This is a genomic window from Nostoc sp., from assembly GCF_036917455.1.
Taxonomy (GTDB): Bacteria; Cyanobacteriota; Cyanobacteriia; order Cyanobacteriales; family Nostocaceae; genus Nostoc.
In genome coordinates this window covers 20,291-39,892 of sequence record NZ_JBALDK010000232.1, presented here as the reverse complement: position 1 = coordinate 39,892, position 19,602 = coordinate 20,291, and the positions used below count along the sequence as shown (strand labels likewise).

Genomic DNA, 19,602 nt, shown 5'->3' with positions numbered 1-19,602 from the left:
CTTTAGGATTTTCGTTTACAACATACACAATTTCTGGTTTTTGTCAAAGCTTTTGTTAAGAAAGATGTTTATAATGGATAGCTTTTTAAGGGGGACTTTGATTCTTCCCCCTTTTTTAAGGGGGGTTAGGGGGGATCAACAAGTGCCTAAAATTACAGCCAACCACTTTTAAAACATCCTCTTACAGGTTTTACTTAAAAGATTATGAAGCAACTTGTAGGCGCGACAGCTTACAAAACCCTGAGTAGGATAATTCAAATCACCCGATCGGGTGATTTTTAAATCATCCGATCGGGCGACCTAAATGTAGGAAGATGAGACTGCTCAAAAATAGGATTCTAGAGGACACTAATTGATTGGACGTTGTTCTTTGTGAGGATAACTTGATGCAACTCTAAACCTTGCTTAATAAAGCTGAATTAATCAGCGTAGCCCGCATTCTGCGTAGCATCTTATAGATAAAGACATCGATTCCATACCTTTTTATTGCCTAAGTTTAGTATTCAATTCGACTCAAGAGGGATAAACTCATCTATAATTTATACCAATATTGTCTGCTTTGTAGTTATAATGCAAGCAAGTACTTACATTTGCAAGCAAGTGCTTGCAAACGCTTATGGAAAACTTAGCATCAAGGAGGGCACAAACTCGCGCCCGCTTGATAAAGGCAGCAACTAAAGTGTTTGCAACGGCGGGTTTAACTGGAGCGACAACGCGAGAAATTGCTCGTGTTGCTGCGGTCAATGAGGTAACATTATTTCGTCATTTCCAGAATAAAGAGCAATTACTAGCTGCTGTAATTACCGAAGCGATCGCTTTACAGTCCCAAGCCCTAGTTCATGATGACAACTGGACTCAAAACCTACATGTTGACCTCAAGAATTATGCAAGGCTTTGCAACCAAATGATAGAGGAGCATGAAGACCTAATTCGGACATTTATTGGGGAAGCAAAGCGACATCCCCAAGCCGCCCGTCTGATCTTATATGAAACTGACAAATCGCTACGCCAACAGCTAGTTGTGTACTTGCAGAAAAGTCAAGATCGGGGCGCAGTATCTTCAGATATAGATTTAAAAGCATCTGTGGATAGTTTTATGGGGATGTTGCTTCACGGTATTCTGCGTTTTAGCGATATTCCTACCACACTAGACTACAGTCGCGAATGCTACATGGAAACTTGCGTCAATTTATTTGTCCGCGGTATTAGCACTTTGCCATTACAACAGATAGGAAGTTTTGTTAATTCGCCAACAACAAGATAAACTGTGTTTTCTCTCTAACTTAAAGACTGAGCTTTTACTGACTAAGACAGATTTATAAATTACACTTTCAAAAAACCATCGGAGTTAAGCAATATACAAATTAACCAGAATACGCTGAATCATATTTATGCCTTTTAGGTGCTAGACATCGTGAGCGATCGCCCAAAGACCAAAACTTATATTTGTCACCAACATCAAGAAAAAAAGGCTAGAAAACTATTCAAAATAATGCTTTTTTAGCGAAGAGTAGATTGCCCAAGTCTAAATCCACAAGCTGAGTAACTGAAGATGTCTCATTCTGAGTTCCCTGATTCTCCCCGTCCAATTGAAATAGAACAGCCTACTGTTACTGATTCTAGTCAAGAGTCGCAACCATTGGTAGAGCGATCGCCTAAGCCACCTCAAAAGCGCCGTTGGCCTTTAATTTTGGGAATTATCCTCTTAATTGGAGGCATTGGTTTTGGTTGGCGCTGGTGGCAAACTAGTCATGCTAGCAATTCACCAGCAGCAGGGGCAGCTGCTGGTCAACCGATGGCAGTTCCTGTCCAGCTAGCAACTGTGGAAACTGAAACTGTGCAGGATAGTTCGGGGTTTATCGGCTCCTTAGAGGCTCCACAGTCTGTACCAATCAAACCACAGATTGGAGGGCGAATTAGCCAGATTTCCATCAAAGAGGGCAATCGCGTTCAACAAGGGCAAGTAATTATTAGCTTAGAAACTGATGATGCTCAAGCCGTGCTACGAGAAAAACAAGCAGCACTTCAACAAGCACAGGCAAATCTTGCTGAACTCAAAGCAGGGACTCGAACAGAAGTAGTTTCCCAAGCCAAAGCCCAGCTAGATCAGGCCCAAGCAAAATATCAAGATGCCGTATCTGGATCGCTACCACAGCAAGTTCAGCAGGCTGAAGCTCAAGTTAATTCTGCCAAATCCGATCTCGTACTAGCACAAGCACGAGCAACGCGATATGCACAATTAACAAAAGAAGGGGCGACTTCCCAAGATACCCTAGACGAATACATCAAAAACAAAGATAGTGCCCAAGCAGCGTTAGTTGCAGCCGAGAAAAACTTAGAGCAACTCCGCAAAAGCAGAACTGCTAATATCCAGCAGCTAGGTGCTGCTTTAGAACAACAGAAACAATTCTATAATCAGCAGGTGAACGGCAACCGCCCAGAAGATATTGCCCAAGGGCGATCGCAAGTAAGCCAAGCGGCCGCTCAAGTCCAGTCGGCTCAAGTCCAACTGCAATACACAAAAGTCTTAGCTCCTTTCACAGGTATTGTTGGTGATATCCCAGTCAAGGTAGGACAGTATGTTGCCCAAGGGGATCAACTCACCACATTGACCAAAAACGACTCTTTAGAACTGAATATATCCATTCCGCTAAGTCAAGCCAGAAAGTTGCGCTTGGGATTACCTGTGCAAATGCTAGATGCCCAAGGCAAACCCACAACAACGGGTAAGATCAGTTTTATCTCCCCAAATGCCAGTTCCGATTCGCAGACAGTTTTAGTAAAAGCCAACTTTGGCAATTTGAGAAATCGATTGCTTAATCTTCAGTCAGTGCAAACTAAAGTTATCTGGGATGAACATCCAGGAATCTTAGTTCCAGTTACAGCAATATCTCGCCTGGGTGGAGAGACTTTTGTGTTTGTGGCTCAAGCGCCAGCAGCAGAGAACTCTAAACCTGGAGCGCCAGTAGCAGAAAACTCTAAACCTGGAGCGCCAGCAGTAGAAAACTCTAAACCTGGAGCGCCATCTTTAGTAGCTCAACAAAAGCCCGTGAAATTGGGAGTTATTGAGGGGAATAATTATCAAGTTCTCGAAGGACTAAAAGCTGGAGAGAAAATTGTTGTTTCCGGTATTCTCAACATCAGGAATGGTGCTGCCATTACTCCTGCACCAGCAGAAGCGGGTAGTCCGAAGCCTTAATTGAAGAGGGAGCAATGCGATTTTGTGAGCAGGGGGAGCAGGGGAGGCAGGGGAGGCAGGGGAAGAGAAAGAAATAAGTGTATTTATAGCTATAAAGGTCGTAAAAAATACTAAAGTTTTCTCTTTACTCCCCCTGCTCCCCCTGCTCCCCCTGCCTCAAGAGCTCTTTTCACGAGGATCTCTCTCACTTTTTCGCGTTGCTCCCATTGAAGAGGGGAAACGAGGGGGACAAGACAAAGATAAGCTGTCGCGCCTACAAGTTGCCTTATAATCTTTTAGGTAAAACCTGTAAACCCTCTCCTCTGCCCCTCTGCTCCCCTGCTCCTTTGCTGTCTCAATGTGCAAATTAAAAACACAACGGCTTAAGGGATTTCCAAGGAATAAATTATCCCAAAAAACGAACCACAGAGACGCAGAGAGAGGAGAGATTAAGAGGATTTTTGCGTCAGTTTTGGAATATTTTTTTATTTGGAAGTCCCTAATAACCAATACCCAATTTCCCTGTCTCCTAATAAACATCGTAGTATGAAAAGATGGGGAAGACTAATTTTAAGGGGGAATGCATGAAAATTGCTATTGGCAGTGATGAACGCACCAACCTTACCGATCGCATAGTGGAAGAACTTCTGCAACGTGGGCATGAAGTTATACCCTTCGGTTCTTTAGCCGAGAATGATTTAGAAGTTGATTGGCCCTTGAGTTGTAGTAAAGTTGCTTTGGCAGTAGCAACCCAGAAAGCAGATGAGGGAATTGTCTTTTGTTGGACTGGGACTGGCGCATCTATTGCCGCCAACAAAGTTTTAGGGATACGTGCAGCTTTGTGCCATGATGCTGAGACTGCACGCGGGGCGCGGATTTGGAATCATGCAAATGTCCTTGTATTGAGTTTACGTGCGACTACAGAAGCGATCGCCAAAGAAATATTAGATGCCTGGTTCACCACACCCTATTCTGAAGATGAGTGGAATATCTTGCAAATGGAACGGATTAGACAGTTAGAGAAAAGCGCTTTATTTCAGCAATCTTAGACCACTGAGGGTAACTAATACTGTCGAGCCTTCATGCCCAATCACACCAATGGGTAAGTTAATACTTCCGAGAAAGTTGCCCACCAAAAGCAACATAATAAAACCTAACGCTACGACTATATTCTGTTTGACTATGGATTGCGATCGCCTTCCCAAATGTATCGCCACCGCAATTTTTTCTAGCTTGTCTACCATCAGTACTATATCTGCGGTTTCTAATGCTACATCACTGCCAGATATTCCCATCGCTATACCCACAGATGCTTGGGCTAAAGCTGGTGCGTCATTAATTCCATCACCCACCATTGCCACGGTTTGATACTTTTGCTGGAGACTGCGGATAACATTTAGCTTATCTTCTGGTAGAAGTTGAGCATATACTCGATCGATTCTTAGGGCGTGTCATCAATTAGGTAAACTGGAATCAGAACTGCTGGAAAAGAATAAACACTATTGAAACAGATGACGCGCCGATACGCGTTTGCGTGATGACCAGTGGGAGAGAATCAAAGACCTGCTACCTGGGAGAGAGGGCTATGTGGGAGCCACGGAAGACAGATAATCGATTGTATGTTGAAGCAGTGTGCAGTACCGAGCGATGCCTACGGCAGGCTACGCCTACGCAACCCGCTATGACAAACGTGCTACAAACTTTTTAGGTGCAATTTATCTGGCTGCTTCTGTCATTTGGCTCAATTGATGACACGCCCTAAGCCTGATGAGAAAATAGCAATCTTTGTGCCCAAAAGAAATATCGAAACTTGGATACATTATTTACAAACAGGAGAAGTTGTTGAAGAAGAAGCAAAAAAATCGAAATATCCAAAATTCCCTAAAAATGAGGCAATTTGTAAACCCGGCGTTGAATTAGCCAACCAGTGTTCTCAAGGAAGTTTAGATGAAAATGCACCGCCATCTCTCCAGGCGGCTTGTGAAGAATTACAAAGGCTTTTACCGTTATTAGATAAATTATGAATGCTGGTTGCTTAACTATTAAAGAACTCACTGATGCAGTAGGCGGGGGGTTAACTCCGCGGATGGTGCGACATTACCATCAATTGGGACTGTTACCGCAACCAGTACGATCGCACAGCAATTATCGTCTCTACACTAAAAAAGATGTTCTGCGGTTGCAAAGGATTGTTGCACTGAAGCAGCAAGGGTTTCAGCTAAACCATATCCGCAATATTTTAGAGGTGGAACCAGAGGCGGAGACAACTGTTAACCTGATGGGACAACTTCAGCAGCAATATCGGGCGGTGATGCAACAAATTTCGCAACTGCGCCAAACTGCATCAGCATTAGAAGGACTATTGGGGCGCGATCGCCATTGTCAAATTATCCAGGCGGAAGTTTTGGCTCAACTAAAGTTACTCGATGTCGAAACTCAAGCCGGATTGGGAGGATTGGAAAATCTCTGGAGTGGCTTGGATGCCGAAATTCATACTCATTCGGAAGCTTTTTCAGAATCACTACAACGCTTACTACCCGATTTGTCTCAGCGTTCGGAAATTGAACAACACTTAATTTCTCAGTTGGTTTTGGCTTGTGGCGATGTCAGTTTAGTGTCTTTTGTGAAATTGAGCCGAGGTGCGATCGCAGCTAGTCGAGAAGCCTTATCTTCAAGATGTCAAATTGTTGTCGATACCCAAACGGTTGCTGCTGCTTTAGATCAAACCCGATTAGTTCACTTGGGATGCCGCACTGAAACTTTGATTGATAATCCCCATATTACCACCGCCACAGAAGCCGAAGTTGCTTTTTGGCAACATCGACAATGGCGAGAAAAATTGCTGCAAGTAGATCGGGGTTGCGTGTTGGTAATTGGTTATGCTCCCTCAGTCCTTGTAGAAGTTTGTGAAGCGATGTCTAACCAAAAAATTCAGCCAGCATTAGTAATTGGAATGCCTATTGGCTTTAGTCATGCTCCCGCAGCTAAACGACAACTGATGCAACAAGGGATACCTTTTATTACAGTTGAAGGAACTTTAGGAGGTGGCGCTTTAGCTGCTACTGCTTTAAATGCTTTGGTGGAGTCACTGATTGATAAGCCCGATTGCCATTGTTATCTCAAAAATATAGTAGATGCTTCTGAGTGCTGAACAATTACCCCTCCACAACGCACAGAGAAGCCAGTGCGTTGCGGTGAATCCCGCGCTGTAGGCGGGTTTCCCAACCTAGGCGACTGGTGCCGAAGGGGAATATCCCCCCGTTGTAGCAACTGGCGCAACACAGAGGCAAGAGTTTAAAGAGGATTTTATTATCCAAATTTTTATCCACCTTGAACAATCAAGTACTCGGTTAAGACATTAGGATACCCAGTACTCAGCACTACTAAAAATAATATTGTTAAATAATATTGAATTTGCTAGACTTTACCAGTTTTAGTAATTCAATAATTCATAATTGTGGCCAGAAGCTAGCAACTTGGTATAAGTTGCAATATAAATTAGAACATTTTATAGTAAACAGACTCTGGCAATTAGAGTATAAATTATCATGTTATCCAATCTCAATCAAAGTATAAATCAATACAAATGCGCTGAAGGAAATTAGAAGTAAAGATAACTCAGATGTATAATTAGCGCGTCTCCTCCATAATCCCTAACAAGATTGTGATTTAAAACTGGTAGGCTTTCTATTTTTTACTTTAATTAAGGGGCTTATGTGGCAACAAGAAAAAAAAGATACTTCGATAATCAGGCTGGTACTATGGATTTCCTTAGCTACCACTCCAATGGCAGCAAGGTTACTGGTATTACAACCCATCCTGGCGCAATCTAAACCTAATTCTCCTGCTTTTACACTGCCGCAAACAGTGCAGAATGGGACGACAGTTCGGATTGATGGTTCAAGTAGCTTGGGTGCAATCAACCAAAGCCTGAAAGATAATTTTGAAAAACAGTTTTCGGGTACTAAGGTCGAAGTTGCTGCTAATGGCACTGATACGGCACTGAAAGAGTTACTAAATGGCAAAATCGACATAGTAGCAATGGGGCGTGGGTTGACACCAGCAGAAAAAACCCAAGGACTAGAGCAAGTCCGCTTGCGCCGTGAGAAAATTGCGATCGTGGTTGGTGCTGATAATCCTTTCAAAGGCAGCTTGACTAGTAGGCAATTCGCTCGGATTTTCCGGGGACAAATTACAAATTGGTCACAACTGGGTGGGCCTCCAGGGAAGATTCGCTTAATCGATCGCCCGACTACAAGTGAGACTCGCAATACTTTTCGCACTTATCCAGCCTTTAAGACTGCTGAATTTGCTACAGGGTCTAATGCTACCCAGCTAACAGAGGAGAATACCGCAGAAATCATCAAACAACTGGGCAAAGACGGCATCAGCTATGTGTTAGCTAATCAGGTGTCGAAATTGAAAGATGTGCGAGTTCTGCAATTAGATAAAGCCTCCCCAGATGATGCAAAATATCCCTTCTCGCAACCTTTAGTTTACGTTTACAAAAAAAATCCCAGCTTAAGCATAGTGGATTTTCTTGGCTTTACCCTTGCACCGCCAGGACAGCAGGCTATAGAACAAGGTATAACGGCAGAAGCAGTTGCGATCGCAGCCAATGGATCGCAACCTGCTGTCCCCCCTTCCCCCATTGCCCAGACAACACCTGCTGCTACAGCTTCCCCTAGTGCCACTGCTTCAGCATTTGGCGAGCAACCTTTTGTGGCTCCTGCTACTCCACAAAACAGTCCAATTGTAAATAAGGAAACACCATATTGGTTGCTCCTACCTTTATTTTTCATAACTGTAGGTGGATCTTTACTATGGTGGATTCTAGGAAAACGCCCATCCCCCGCCGATCAAACAGACAACTTACCAGAATCAAATCCTCATCCACCTAAGACAGAGGATGAAGAAATGGCGGTACTCAACGCCAGCACTGTTTCTTCTCTTAACGGAGCGATGCTTGAGGAACAGCCAATAGCCCACTTCCAAGATCAAGAAACCCCCGATCGCACTCCCTTCAATATCTATGCTCAAACACAATCTGACCTGAATGAAAATAGTCCTCAAGGGACATCAAATTTAGTCCAAGAGGCAACTAATGGCACCTCTAACCTTTATGAAGGTACAGGTACAGCCTCTAGCGTAGCTAATGGAGCGGGAGCCGCAGCTTTAAGCGGTGGTGCAGCTATCGCAACGGGCATCGGGGCAGCTACCTGGTCTACCTTTAATAACAAAGAAACAGAAACAGACGCAATTGATGAGACGGTCGAGCTAAATAATTATCCAGAGACAAATCTCCCTGATTCTAATGAGGTTGCATGGGACATAGAAGCCCCAGCAGCTGTAGTAAATACTCCGTATCCCCACTTGGGTAATATTTCCGAAGAAATATCTGATGTAGAACTGCCTTCTTCTGAGGTGACAGCCCCACTGCCAGAATTACCAGATGTGACTTATGGCACATCTGATTTGGAATATTGGGACACAGAAATTAGTGAAAATGAGATAGATGAGGAACTTCAGGCAGAATTGAATTGGCTAGAGAGTATAACCTCAACTGAAGATACAGCCCCAGTAGATGAATTGCCCTTTCCAGAGTATGGTAAAGCAGAACCATCACCATTACCAATATCTTCACAGGTCGATTTACCAGAATTGTCAGAAGAAGATGTATTCAATGTGGTAGCGGATGCAGCAGAACCTCCGATCGATGTGGTAGACGAAAAATCTCAACCAGAGCCAACCGTTAAAGAAGGTGTTGCTGAAAATGACTCCATAGATTTTGCAGACGTTGCGGCTGTAGCAGCAGGCGCAGGGATTGGAGCCTGGGCTACGAATCTTGCATCAGAAACCCAAGGAGAAACTAATACTCCGGTTGACAATGTACCGATCGCAGCCGAAACAGCTATTGACGATGATGAGAGCAGTCTTTTGCTCACAGCGCATACCTTTACATTGGCTCATGTCTCTTGGGAAATTTCTGAAACCAAGAAAGCAGCGCTGCGTCAACAGGGCGGCTCTCAATTGGTAGTGCGGCTCTATGATACAACTGGCATTGACTTGAGTTATCAAAGTCCTCAGCTTGTAAAGCAGTATGAATCTGAAGAGACAGCACACGATCGCTTGCTAGAGATTCCCTTCAACGATCGCGATTACATCGCTGAAATTGGTTATATCGCTGATGGCGATCGCTGGTTATTCATCGCCCGTTCTGGAATTGTTCGTTTCTTCAGTCCTGTGCATTCAGATCCAATCGTCGATCATTTGGCGACTACGGATGAAACAGAGATTCACTTGGAAGAAGAGAGCAGTATTTCGCTCACACCTTATACTCATACATCGGCTCATGTCTCTTGGGAAATTTCTGAAACCAAGAAGGCAGCACTGCGTCAACAGGGCGGCTCTCAATTGATAGTGCAGTTGTATGATGTCACAGGCATTGACTTGAGCTATCAAAGTCCCCAACTTGTCAAGCAGTATGAATCTGAAGAGACAGCAGACGACGGACTGATAGATATTCCCCTCAGCGATCGCGATTATATCGTTGAAATTGGCTATCTCGCTGATGGCGATCGCTGGTTATTCATCGCCCGTTCAGCAGTTGTTCGTTTCTTCAGTCCAGTGCATCCAGATCCCATAGTTGATGTAGCGATTGCGGATGAAACAGATATTGACTTGGTAGATACTCAAGAAGAGATTGGTGAAGAACACAGCAGTATTATTCTGACACCTCGCACTTCCCAATGGGCTGATGTCTCTTGGGAGATATCCGAAACCAAGAAGGAAGCACTGCGTCAACAGGGCGGCTATCAATTGGTAGTGCGGCTGTATGATACAACTGGGGTTGACTTGAGTTATCAAAGTCCTCAGCTTGTTCAGCAGTATGAATGTGACGAGACAGCACACGATCGCTTCGTGGAAATTCCCATCAGCGATCGCGATTACATAGCTGAAATTGGCTATGTCGCTGATGGCGATCGCTGGTTATTTATTGCCCGTTCTGCGATCGCTCGTGTCTTCAGTCCCGTTCATCCAGATTTCCCCATTGAAGATGTAGCGATCGCAAGCGAACCAGCAATTGGCTTGGTAAATGTAGAAGAAGAAACCACTGAAGAAGAGAGCAAAATACTGCTCACACCCCGCACTCCCAAATGGGCTTATGTTTCTTGGCACATTTCCCCGATTCAGAATGAAACACTGCATCAACAAGGTGGTTCTCAATTAGTAGTGCGGCTTTACGATGTGACTGGGATTGACTTGAGTTATCAAAGTCCTCAACTTATCCAGCAGTATGAATGTGAAGAAGTAGCCCGCGATCGCTTTGTGGCCATTCCCGTGAGCGATCGCGACTATATGGTTGAAATTGGTTATGTTGCTGATAGCGATCGTTGGTTACTCATCGCCCGTTCACCTAACGTTCGCATTTTCAATCGTTCCCACGAAGATTTTTGGTTTGTAGCAGATGCCGAGTTGATTATTCACGGAGCAACCCAACCAAATACAAACGTAAACATTAGTGGACATCCCGTCAAAGTCAAACCCGATGGAACTTTCCACCTACGTCTTCCTTTTTCAGATGGTTTAATGGACTATCTCATCACAGTAGCTGCTGATGGGCAATCTAGTAAAACTATCCATAAGAAGTTCTCTCAGGAAACTTCAGAAAGCTAGTTATTACGCTAAATTATCCCTTTTCACCCTATTCTCCCTTTTTAGGGGGAAATAGGGAAAGGGTTAATTTGCTCGAAATTTATAGCGTTTTTCAGGTAAATAGAGGGGCAGAGGGGCAGGGGGGCAGAGGGGAATTTCTATCTCTTCTGTTCGTATGCTTAAAATTGCTTAAAATTTTTCCTTTCTCCCCTGCTCCCCTGCTCCTCTGCACCCCTGCTGCCTCAACGATTTTCCCTTTTCTTAGTGCCATTCCATCTTGCCCCAAACTTGCATAAAGTAGGTTTAAAAGATTGAAGCTAGTTCGTTGAAAGCCTGGCTATATATAAGTGGGCGATACTGGATTTGAACCAGTGACCCCATCCGTGTGAAGGATGTGCGCTACCACTGTGCTAATCGCCCAAGACTTTTTATAATATCATAACTAACTCAGACTTCCTGTTGCAAAATGCCTAACTGGGCATAATCTACTTTCTTTTGTTTTTATTCAAAATTGTAAGTTTGGGAAACAATTTCTAACGATAATTTTGGGGAAATACCATCTTCTTCCCAAAGTACATAACTAGAATGCTCATTTTCTCCAACAAAACGTTCTCCACCCAAACTTAAAAACCCATCAGGGACAATCGCAGGTTTATTTTTATATTTAAATATGTCTACCTACTTATTACTTTCTATAATTGCTTGACTTAAATAAATTACTGACTCAATTTAGTCATATATTTAACTAAGTGTTACGTGTCTAAGCTCTGAGTACAAGAGTCACTGAAAATTCATTTCTTTAGTTTATCTAAAGTCGTATCTAAGTTCTCAAATTACCTTCCTAAGATAGAAGCAGCAACCATAAATTGCCATACACAACTAAAACCCAATTAACAGCTAGTGGCTGCGGAGAACATCAAAATGGCTAGAACGCCAGAATCCTTAGAATCATCTATCAATGAAATTACAGATAGAGCTTTAGATCGCGATTGTACAACCTTATCCCGTCACGTCCTCCAGCAACTTCAGAGTTTTTCCCCAGATGCCCAAGATTTAAGTGCGCTCATGAATCGCATCGCCTTGGCTGGTAAACTGGTTGCACGTCGCATGAGTCGCGCTGGTTTAATGGAAGGCGTTCTCGGTTTTACAGGGGAAGTTAATGTTCAAGGAGAATCCGTCAAAAAGATGGATGTCTACGCCAATGATGTGTTTATCTCAGTGTTTAAGCAAAGCGGCTTAGTCTGTCGCCTAGCTTCTGAGGAAATGGAAAATCCTTACTATATCCCCGAAAATTGCCCTATTGGTCGCTATACCTTACTGTATGACCCAATTGATGGCTCATCCAACACTGATAATAATCTCAGCTTGGGTTCCATTTTTGCCATTCGCCAACAAGAAGGAAATGATAGCGACGGTAAAGCAACCGACCTTCTCACCAACGGACACAAGCAACTCGCTGCTGGATACATCCTGTATGGGCCTTGCACAATGCTGGTTTATACTATAGGTAAGGGCGTTCATTCCTTTGTCCTCGATCCCAGCTTAGGAGAGTTTATTCTCACAGAAGAAAATATTCGGATTCCTACCCACGGTTCCGTTTACAGCGTAAATGAAGGTAACTTTTGGCAGTGGGAAGAATCGATTCGAGAATACATCCGCTACGTTCATCGCACAGAAGGCTACAGCGCTCGTTATAGCGGCGCAATGGTGAGCGATATCCATAGAATTTTGGTTCAAGGTGGTGTGTTCCTTTATCCCGGTACAATTCAAAACCCAGAAGGGAAATTGCGCTTGCTTTATGAAACCGCTCCTCTAGCCTTTTTGATTGAACAAGCAGGCGGTCGTGCTACTACAGGATTAGTAAATATCTTGGATGTAGTACCGAAAAAACTGCATCAGCGCACACCTTTAATTATTGGTAGCAAAGAAGATGTAGCAAAGGTAGAGTCTTTTATTCAAAACGGACACTAGAAAATAATTCGTAATTCGTAATTACTGTTACGTAAGGGTTCTAGAGGTTTGATTTCTGTGGTGCTGTAATCTCATCTGCCATTAATTAAACGTTAATCATGGTGATTTAGGATTGGGAATGCAGAATAGCACTTTTTGAAGATTAATTAAGGATTATCTCAGCTGGCCGATGCGATAAGTGATTGGCAACGCCACAATTCAAAAGTAACCATCAATATTTGATGCGTTTTGCCAACTTTACTTAGAAACATCACTATACAGGAGTGAAAAAACTACCTATGTCTACCAATCATCTACTAGAAATTAAGCAGTACGGTCAAAGTATCTGGATGGATAATTTGACCCGTGACATTATTCAATCAGGTGAACTCAAAGACATGGTTGAAAATCAAGGTATATCTGGGATTACTTCTAACCCAGCTATCTTTGAAAAAGCGATCGCAGGTAATGTCATTTATGATGCCGATATAGAAGCCGGAGTTCGTGCTGGCTTACCGATACAGACAATTTACGAATCGTTAGTTTTTTCAGATATCCGTAACGCTTGTGATATTTTACGCCCAATTTATGAAGCCTCGAATAGACTAGATGGTTATGTGAGTATCGAAGTCCCACCAACCATTGCCCATGATACTGAAGCAACCATAACCGAAGCTCGGCGATATTTCCAAGAAATTGGTCGGGAAAATCTCATGATTAAAATTCCCGGTACAGAAACTGGTTTGCCAGCAGTGGAGCAAGTAATAGCCGAGGGAATGAATGTTAATATTACATTGTTGTTTTCTGTAGAAAGCTACATAAACACAGCTTGGGCTTATATTCGGGGCTTAGAAAAACGGCTGGCTGAAGGTAAAGACATCAGTAGAATTGCTTCAGTCGCTAGCTTCTTCCTCAGCCGGATCGATAGCAACATTGATGCCAAAATAGATGCTAAGTTGAAAAAAGGCGTTGATGATATTGCCGTGGAAGCAAAGTTAAGAGCTGTGAAAGGGAAAGTAGCGATCGCTAACGCCAAGGTAGCTTACCAAGAATACAAGAAGATCGTTAGAAGCGAGCGTTGGCAAGAGTTGGTAGCAAAAGGAGCCACAGTACAAAGGCTACTTTGGGCTAGTACCAGCACCAAAGACCCCAACTACAACGACGTGATGTATATCGAAGAGTTGGTTGGACAAGATACCGTTAACACCGTACCACCAGCGACCATTAAAGCTTGTGCCGATCATTGTAACGTGAGCGATCGCTTAGAAACAGACGTAGATAATGCTTACACGCTGCTCGAAAACCTCAAAGATTCCGACATCAACATCGATCTTGATGCCGTCATGGATGAACTGTTAGATGAAGGTATTGACAAGTTCATTCAGCCCTTCCAGTCCTTGATGAACTCTTTAGAAGAAAAGATCAAGGTATTGTCACCAGTGTAGGGACCGGGAAATGGGTAATGGGGAATGGGTAATGGAGAATGGGAGTTATAAGTTAGGAGTTAGGAGTTAGGAGTTATAAGAATTCTTTCCTAAATTCCCAATCCCCAATCCCCAATCCCCAATCCCCAATTCCCAATTCCCAATTCCTAATTCCCAATTCACAATTCACAAAATCCAAAATTCCTATGGTTAGTCTGCTAGAAAATCCCTTGCGCGTTGGCCTGCAACAACAAGGGATGGCTGAACCCCAAATTATAGTTATCTTTGGCGCTTCTGGCGATCTCACCTGGCGCAAATTAGTGCCAGCCCTTTATAAATTGCGGCGAGAACGGCGTATTCCTCCAGAAACTACCATTGTCGGTGTAGCACGACGAGAATGGAGCCATGAATACTTCCGCGAACAAATGCAAAAAGGCATGGAAGAGGCACATCCTGATGTCGATTTAGGGGAACTCTGGCAAGACTTCTCTCAAGGTCTGTTCTACAGTCCTGGGGATATAGACAACCCTGAAGGCTACCAAAAACTAAAAACCTTACTGAGTGAATTAGACGAAAAACGGGGCACGCGAGGTAATCGCATGTTCTACCTCTCCGTTGCGCCCTCATTCTTTCCCGAAGCGATTAAGCAGCTAGGAAGCGGCGGGATGCTAGAAGATCCCTACAAACATCGTCTAGTAATTGAAAAACCCTTTGGTCGGGACTTGGCTTCTGCCCAAAGTCTTAACCAAGTGGTACAGAAATATTGCAAAGAAAATCAAGTATACCGGATTGACCACTACTTGGGTAAAGAAACAGTCCAGAATTTGCTGGTGTTTCGCTTTGCCAATGCGATTTTTGAACCCTTGTGGAATCGTCAATTTGTTGACCACGTGCAAATTACCGTAGCAGAAACCGTAGGCGTAGAAGACCGGGCTGGCTACTATGAAAGCGCTGGCGCACTGCGGGATATGTTGCAAAATCACCTCATGCAACTTTACTGCTTAACAGCGATGGAAGCGCCAAACGCAATGGATGCCGACAGTATCCGCACAGAAAAAGTGAAGATACTCAGAGCTACTCGTTTAGCTGATGTTCACAATCTGTCGCAGTCAGCAGTCCGCGGTCAATATAGTGCTGGCTGGATGAAGGGTGAAGCAGTGCCAGGGTATCGGACAGAACCAGGTGTTGACCCCAACTCCACCACACCCACTTATGTAGCGATGAAGTTTTTGGTAGACAACTGGCGCTGGAAAGGTGTTCCTTTCTACTTGCGGACTGGAAAGCGGATGCCGAAAAAAGTCAGTGAAATTTCCATTCACTTCCGCGAAGTTCCGTCTCGGATGTTCCAATCTGCCGCCCAACAGACAAACGCCAATATTTTGACGATGCGGATTCAACCAAATGAAGGTATTTCCCTACGTTTTGATGTGAAAATGCCAGGGGCAGAATTCCGCACCCGTTCCGTTGATATGGACTTTAGTTATGGTTCCTTTGGCATCCAAGCAACATCCGATGCCTACGATCGCTTATTCCTTGATTGTATGATGGGCGATCAAACATTATTCACACGGGCAGACGAAGTAGAAGCAGCTTGGCAAGTAGTAACACCAGCCCTTTCCGTCTGGGATTCACCCACCGATCCAAATACTATTCCCCAATACGAAGCCGGTACTTGGGAACCAGAACAAGCAGAACTCCTAATTAACCAGGATGGCCGTCGCTGGCGCAGACTCTAAATATTAGTCATTAAAAGCCACTGCGTTGCGGGGGTTCCTCCCGTTGAAGCAAGTGGCGTTCATTAGTCATTAGTCACTAGTAAAAACAAATGACGAATGACAAATGACAAATGACCAATGACAAATGACAAATGACAACTCAAAACTACTATGCCTACGCAAACTTCTACAATTTTTTCACTCCAGACACCGAAAGATATTTCGCTTAACGAAATAGATGCCGAACTAAATCAAATTTGGCAAAGCTACGGCATAACTGGCGAGGACGGTGGTCTTCCTAGCGCTACTAGGGCAACAACATTTACTTTAGTAGTCTACGAACCAGAAGAAACTCAGTATTTGTTGGCTGCTTTAGGATTTTACAACGGCCCAATTGATGGAATTTTAGGGCCACAGATGAGAGCAGCATTGCGGGAAGTGCAAAAGAAAAATGGTCTGCCAGAAACCGGAACAGCAACACCAGAAACTCTGACTGTATTACGAGAAGAATTCGCTAAAGGTCAGCGAGGTGGAGAACATTCTGCTGGGTTAAGTGCTGGCAGCCCCAGAATTGCCGATGAAATCGCTCTCCGCAACCCCTGTCGCATCATTGCGCTATTTCCCATTGCTGGCGAAGATGAAGGAGTTAAGGCTCAAGTTTCTGCCTATTGCCCCATCCAAAAGCAATCGTCAAGCACACTTATTTGCTGCGAATACATTACTCTCAGTGGAACTGCTGCTGCCTTAGAACGCATTGGTGGCATGATTCCAGCATTGTTGATTGGCGGCTTGCCGAAATTTCTCTGGTGGAAGGCAACCCCAGACCCTAATAACGGTCTATTCAAGCGCCTAGCAGCAGTCTGCAATAATGTGATTGTAGATTCTTGCAACTTTAACGACCCTGAAGGTGATTTACTCCACTTAGAAGAGTTAGTCGAAACGGGTGTACCTTTAGCTGATTTGAACTGGCGTCGCCTCGCATCATGGCAGGAATTGACAGCTGAAGCTTATGATTCACCTAATCGTCGCGCTGCCCTTAAAGAAGTTGACCGCGTTACGATTGATTACGAAAAAGGTAATCCTGCCCAAGCTTTACTGTTTTTGGGTTGGCTGGCAAGTCGCCTGCAATGGCAGCCAGTTTCTTATCAAAAGGAAAGCGGTGATTATGATATCACTCGCATCCATTTTATTTCTCAAGATCAGCGACAAGTAGAAGCGGAATTAGCAGGAGTTCCGGTTGCTGATGTGGGTGATATTATGGGCGATTTGATTGCCTTGCGCCTCAGTTCGACAAATCCCCAGGCAGACTGTGGTACAGTTATCTGTTCAGAAACTGGTGGTTGTATGCGGATGGAAACACATGGCGGCGCTCAATCTGCCGGTCTGTTTCAACAGGTGACTTCACTTTCAGAACAAAAGGCGGAAGCATTGCTAAGTCAGCAGGTGCAACGCTGGGGCCGCGAGTCACTGTTTGAAGAAAGTCTAGCAGTGACAGCCAGTATTTTTAAATTGGCGAATTAAAAGACACGCGATTAATTGCATACAGGAGAGACGCGATTTATCGCGTCTGTACAAAAGTTAGGAGAGACGCGATAAATCGCGTCTGTACAAGAGTTATAATTCATAACTTCTCACTCTTAACTCCTAACTTTTTTATGTCTGTAATCATTGCTGGAGAACGTAGTGGGGTGGGCAAGACAACAGTCACGCTCACCCTTTTAGCATCTTTACGTCGTCGCGATCGCTCGGTACAATCTTTTAAGGTAGGCCCAGACTATATAGATCCGATGTTTCATCAACACGTAACTGGTCTTCCTTGTCGTAATTTAGACCCCGTTTTGACTTCCGAAGCCTACATTCAGCAATGTTTTGCCCGTCATAGTCAACTAAGTGAATATGCCCTAGTAGAAGGGGTAATGGGATTATTTGATGGTGTTTCGTCATTGGTCATTAGTCATTTGTCATTTGCAAAAAACAAAGGACAAATGACCAATGACCAAAGACAAATTACTGATTTTGCCAGTACAGCACACATTGCGCGGCTTTTAGATTTACCTGTGGTGTTGGTAATTGATTGCAGTCGCTTGTCTGGTTCTGTAGCTGCGATCGCTCACGGCTATCAATCTTTTGATCCGAGAATTAAAATAGCTGGGGTAGTATTAAATCGCGTGGGAAGCGATCGCCATCTCTCTCTCCTCAAAGATTCCCTAGAACCCTTACAATTACCCATTTTGGGCGTGCTGCGCCGTCAAGATAACATCACAATTCCCGATCGCCATTTGGGTTTAGTTCCCACAGCAGAACTCCCCGAACTCAACGCTTTAATCGATCGCCTCGCCGATTTAGGAGATAGCTGCTTCGATTGGCAACATTTGTTACCCCTGTTAAAATCAAAACCTCTGCCTCATCCCCCTCATCTCCCTCATCCCCCCTCCTCCATCAGAATTGCAGTCGCCCGCGATCGCGCTTTTAATTTTTACTACCAAGACAATCTCGATTTGCTGCAACAACTTGGCGCAGAACTGGTTTTCTGGAGTCCTTTAGAAGATGCTGCAATCCCAAAAGATATACAGGGAATGTATTTTGGCGGAGGTTTCCCAGAAGTTTTTGCCCAGCAGCTAGCAGAAAATACCAGCGTTCGGGATGGAGTGAAAACAGCAATTCTCAAAGGTATGCCTGCGATCGCTGAATGCGGCGGATTGATGTATTTATGCGAGCAAATTATTGATTTTGAGGGAAAATCTTGGTCGATGGCGGGAGTTTTACCGACATCTGCTGTCATGGGTGGGCGTTTAACTTTAGGCTATCGTCGTGCAGTCGCTTTGCAAGATAATCTGTTAGTAAAGGTAGGTACAACTGTTTACGGGCATGAGTTTCATCGTTCCCACTTAACCATAACTCCCACTCAGCCCCTATTTGCAACTTCTCGCTACGACTGTGACGAAAATATGGGATGCGAAGGATGGGGTTTCCCTGCAAATGTTCACGCCTCTTATGTGCATCTGCATTGGGGAGAAAGTGGAGAAATTCCCCAACAGTTTCTTAAAGAATGTGTGAAAGTAGCATTTTGAGAAACATTCCTTCACCGATTTGTTTAGGTGCAAACTTGACAAGGCAGACTTTTTGAGCAAAACCTTTGTCACTACTCTCATAATTCCTTGCTGGCATTAATTGCGATTTTTGTTATAACTAATGACGACCTGATGCAGTCACATTCATATCATCATTCAACTTGCGAATCAGACGGGATAATTCACGAATGATATTCACCGCAATTTCAGGAGTTTCTTCGATCGCATCATACAATTGCTCTTGCGTCAGTTCCAAAAATTCGCAAGGTTCCAAAGTCGTTGCAGTGGCGGAACGAGTTTGAGTATCAAATACTGCCATTTCACCAAAATATTTCCCCCGATCCACCTCTGCAAGTTGTTTATTGCCGATGTGAACTTTAACCCTCCCTGACACTACAATATAGAGCGATCGCCCTTCTTCTCCCTGGCGAAAGATGGTGTAATTAGCTGGAAATGACAGTTCGTTCATCACTGAAGTGAGCCGCACAATAAAATCATCCCGCAATTCCTTAAAAATCGGGACTCGCCGGACAAATAATAAACGGTCAACACTGGTTAGCATAATTACAATTTATAGGTCAAATATTACTGAATATGTGAAAACTGAA

At 43.9% G+C, this 19,602-nt stretch carries 12 protein-coding genes, 1 tRNA gene and 3 pseudogenes; 12 read left to right on the top strand and 4 right to left on the bottom strand.

What is annotated here, in order from left to right; all coding sequences use genetic code 11:
- Positions 1-616 precede the first annotated feature (616 nt).
- From V7K42_RS25960 to V7K42_RS25950, 3 genes are all read left to right on the top strand, one after another.
- Positions 617-1,264 carry a TetR/AcrR family transcriptional regulator gene (locus V7K42_RS25960; RefSeq protein ID WP_334920190.1) on the top strand — a complete coding sequence of 216 codons (648 nt, stop codon included), beginning with the start codon at positions 617-619 and terminating at the stop codon, positions 1,262-1,264.
- Between the two features lie 288 nt (positions 1,265-1,552).
- Positions 1,553-3,199: an efflux RND transporter periplasmic adaptor subunit gene (locus tag V7K42_RS25955; protein ID WP_334920188.1), complete on the top strand. Its 1,647-nt coding sequence runs from the start codon at positions 1,553-1,555 to the stop codon at positions 3,197-3,199.
- 563 nt (positions 3,200-3,762) lie between these two features.
- The gene (locus V7K42_RS25950; RefSeq protein ID WP_334920186.1) at positions 3,763-4,227 is read left to right on the top strand and encodes an RpiB/LacA/LacB family sugar-phosphate isomerase; all 465 of its coding nucleotides are present in this window, start codon (positions 3,763-3,765) and stop codon (positions 4,225-4,227) included.
- Here V7K42_RS25950 and V7K42_RS25945 read toward each other — a convergent pair.
- Positions 4,210-4,623: pseudogene (locus V7K42_RS25945) on the bottom strand (HAD-IC family P-type ATPase); the annotation flags it as partial. The gene V7K42_RS25950 and the pseudogene V7K42_RS25945 overlap by 18 nt on opposite strands.
- A 66-nt stretch (positions 4,624-4,689) precedes the next feature.
- On the opposite strand from V7K42_RS25945, the pseudogene V7K42_RS29005 reads away from it, so the two are divergent.
- From V7K42_RS29005 to V7K42_RS25930, 4 genes and pseudogenes are all read left to right on the top strand, one after another.
- Positions 4,690-4,811: pseudogene (locus V7K42_RS29005) on the top strand (IS5/IS1182 family transposase); the annotation flags it as partial.
- Positions 4,812-4,926: 115 nt separating this feature from the next.
- Positions 4,927-5,202 (top strand): hypothetical protein, encoded by a 276-nt coding sequence (locus V7K42_RS25940; RefSeq protein ID WP_334920184.1) that lies wholly within the window; start codon positions 4,927-4,929, stop codon positions 5,200-5,202.
- Positions 5,199-6,329 (top strand): precorrin-8X methylmutase, encoded by a 1,131-nt coding sequence (locus V7K42_RS25935; protein WP_334920182.1) that lies wholly within the window; start codon positions 5,199-5,201, stop codon positions 6,327-6,329. Before V7K42_RS25940 ends, V7K42_RS25935 begins: the two co-directional genes overlap by 4 nt.
- A 563-nt stretch (positions 6,330-6,892) precedes the next feature.
- Complete coding sequence (locus V7K42_RS25930; RefSeq protein WP_334920180.1) at positions 6,893-10,855, top strand: DUF4912 domain-containing protein; 3,963 nt, start codon at positions 6,893-6,895, stop codon at positions 10,853-10,855.
- Between the two features lie 327 nt (positions 10,856-11,182).
- Here V7K42_RS25930 and V7K42_RS25925 read toward each other — a convergent pair.
- Positions 11,183-11,254: transfer RNA gene (locus tag V7K42_RS25925), tRNA-Val, on the bottom strand.
- Between the two features lie 84 nt (positions 11,255-11,338).
- Positions 11,339-11,491: pseudogene (locus tag V7K42_RS25920) on the bottom strand (Uma2 family endonuclease); the annotation flags it as partial.
- Positions 11,492-11,755: 264 nt separating this feature from the next.
- On the opposite strand from V7K42_RS25920, the gene fbp reads away from it, so the two are divergent.
- From fbp to V7K42_RS25895, 5 genes are all read left to right on the top strand, one after another.
- A complete protein-coding gene (gene fbp / locus V7K42_RS25915; RefSeq protein WP_334920178.1) occupies positions 11,756-12,805 on the top strand; it encodes a class 1 fructose-bisphosphatase in 1,050 nt (349 codons plus the stop codon).
- 278 nt (positions 12,806-13,083) lie between these two features.
- Entirely contained in the window at positions 13,084-14,229 is a 1,146-nt protein-coding gene (gene tal / locus V7K42_RS25910) for a transaldolase (RefSeq protein WP_334920176.1), read from the top strand.
- Positions 14,230-14,414: 185 nt separating this feature from the next.
- The gene (gene zwf / locus V7K42_RS25905) at positions 14,415-15,944 is read left to right on the top strand and encodes a glucose-6-phosphate dehydrogenase (protein WP_334920174.1); all 1,530 of its coding nucleotides are present in this window, start codon (positions 14,415-14,417) and stop codon (positions 15,942-15,944) included.
- A 150-nt stretch (positions 15,945-16,094) separates the two neighbouring features.
- Positions 16,095-17,444: a glucose-6-phosphate dehydrogenase assembly protein OpcA gene (gene opcA / locus V7K42_RS25900; RefSeq protein WP_334920172.1), complete on the top strand. Its 1,350-nt coding sequence runs from the start codon at positions 16,095-16,097 to the stop codon at positions 17,442-17,444.
- Between the two features lie 134 nt (positions 17,445-17,578).
- Positions 17,579-18,994 carry a cobyrinate a,c-diamide synthase gene (locus tag V7K42_RS25895; RefSeq protein ID WP_334920170.1) on the top strand — a complete coding sequence of 472 codons (1,416 nt, stop codon included), beginning with the start codon at positions 17,579-17,581 and terminating at the stop codon, positions 18,992-18,994.
- A 118-nt stretch (positions 18,995-19,112) separates the two neighbouring features.
- Here the strand turns inward: V7K42_RS25895 and V7K42_RS25890 are convergent, their stop codons facing one another.
- Entirely contained in the window at positions 19,113-19,556 is a 444-nt protein-coding gene (locus V7K42_RS25890; RefSeq protein ID WP_334920168.1) for a cyclic nucleotide-binding domain-containing protein, read from the bottom strand.
- Positions 19,557-19,602: the final 46 nt, after the last annotated feature.

Excerpts from the sequence above, each read along its gene's own strand:
- V7K42_RS25955 (WP_334920188.1), top strand. The coding sequence starts at position 1,553 with ATGTCTCATTCTGAGTTCCCTGATTCTCCCCGTCCAATTGAAATAGAA.
- V7K42_RS25950 (WP_334920186.1), top strand. The coding sequence starts at position 3,763 with ATGAAAATTGCTATTGGCAGTGATGAACGCACCAACCTTACCGATCGC.
- V7K42_RS25935 (WP_334920182.1), top strand. The coding sequence starts at position 5,199 with ATGAATGCTGGTTGCTTAACTATTAAAGAACTCACTGATGCAGTAGGC.
- V7K42_RS25930 (WP_334920180.1), top strand. The coding sequence starts at position 6,893 with ATGTGGCAACAAGAAAAAAAAGATACTTCGATAATCAGGCTGGTACTA.
- zwf (WP_334920174.1), top strand. The coding sequence starts at position 14,415 with ATGGTTAGTCTGCTAGAAAATCCCTTGCGCGTTGGCCTGCAACAACAA.
- V7K42_RS25895 (WP_334920170.1), top strand. The coding sequence starts at position 17,579 with ATGTCTGTAATCATTGCTGGAGAACGTAGTGGGGTGGGCAAGACAACA.
- tal (WP_334920176.1), top strand. The coding sequence starts at position 13,084 with ATGTCTACCAATCATCTACTAGAAATTAAGCAGTACGGTCAAAGTATC.
- opcA (WP_334920172.1), top strand. The coding sequence starts at position 16,095 with ATGCCTACGCAAACTTCTACAATTTTTTCACTCCAGACACCGAAAGAT.
- fbp (WP_334920178.1), top strand. The coding sequence starts at position 11,756 with ATGGCTAGAACGCCAGAATCCTTAGAATCATCTATCAATGAAATTACA.
- V7K42_RS25960 (WP_334920190.1), top strand. The coding sequence starts at position 617 with ATGGAAAACTTAGCATCAAGGAGGGCACAAACTCGCGCCCGCTTGATA.
- V7K42_RS25890 (WP_334920168.1), bottom strand. The coding sequence starts at position 19,556 with ATGCTAACCAGTGTTGACCGTTTATTATTTGTCCGGCGAGTCCCGATT.
- V7K42_RS25940 (WP_334920184.1), top strand. The coding sequence starts at position 4,927 with ATGACACGCCCTAAGCCTGATGAGAAAATAGCAATCTTTGTGCCCAAA.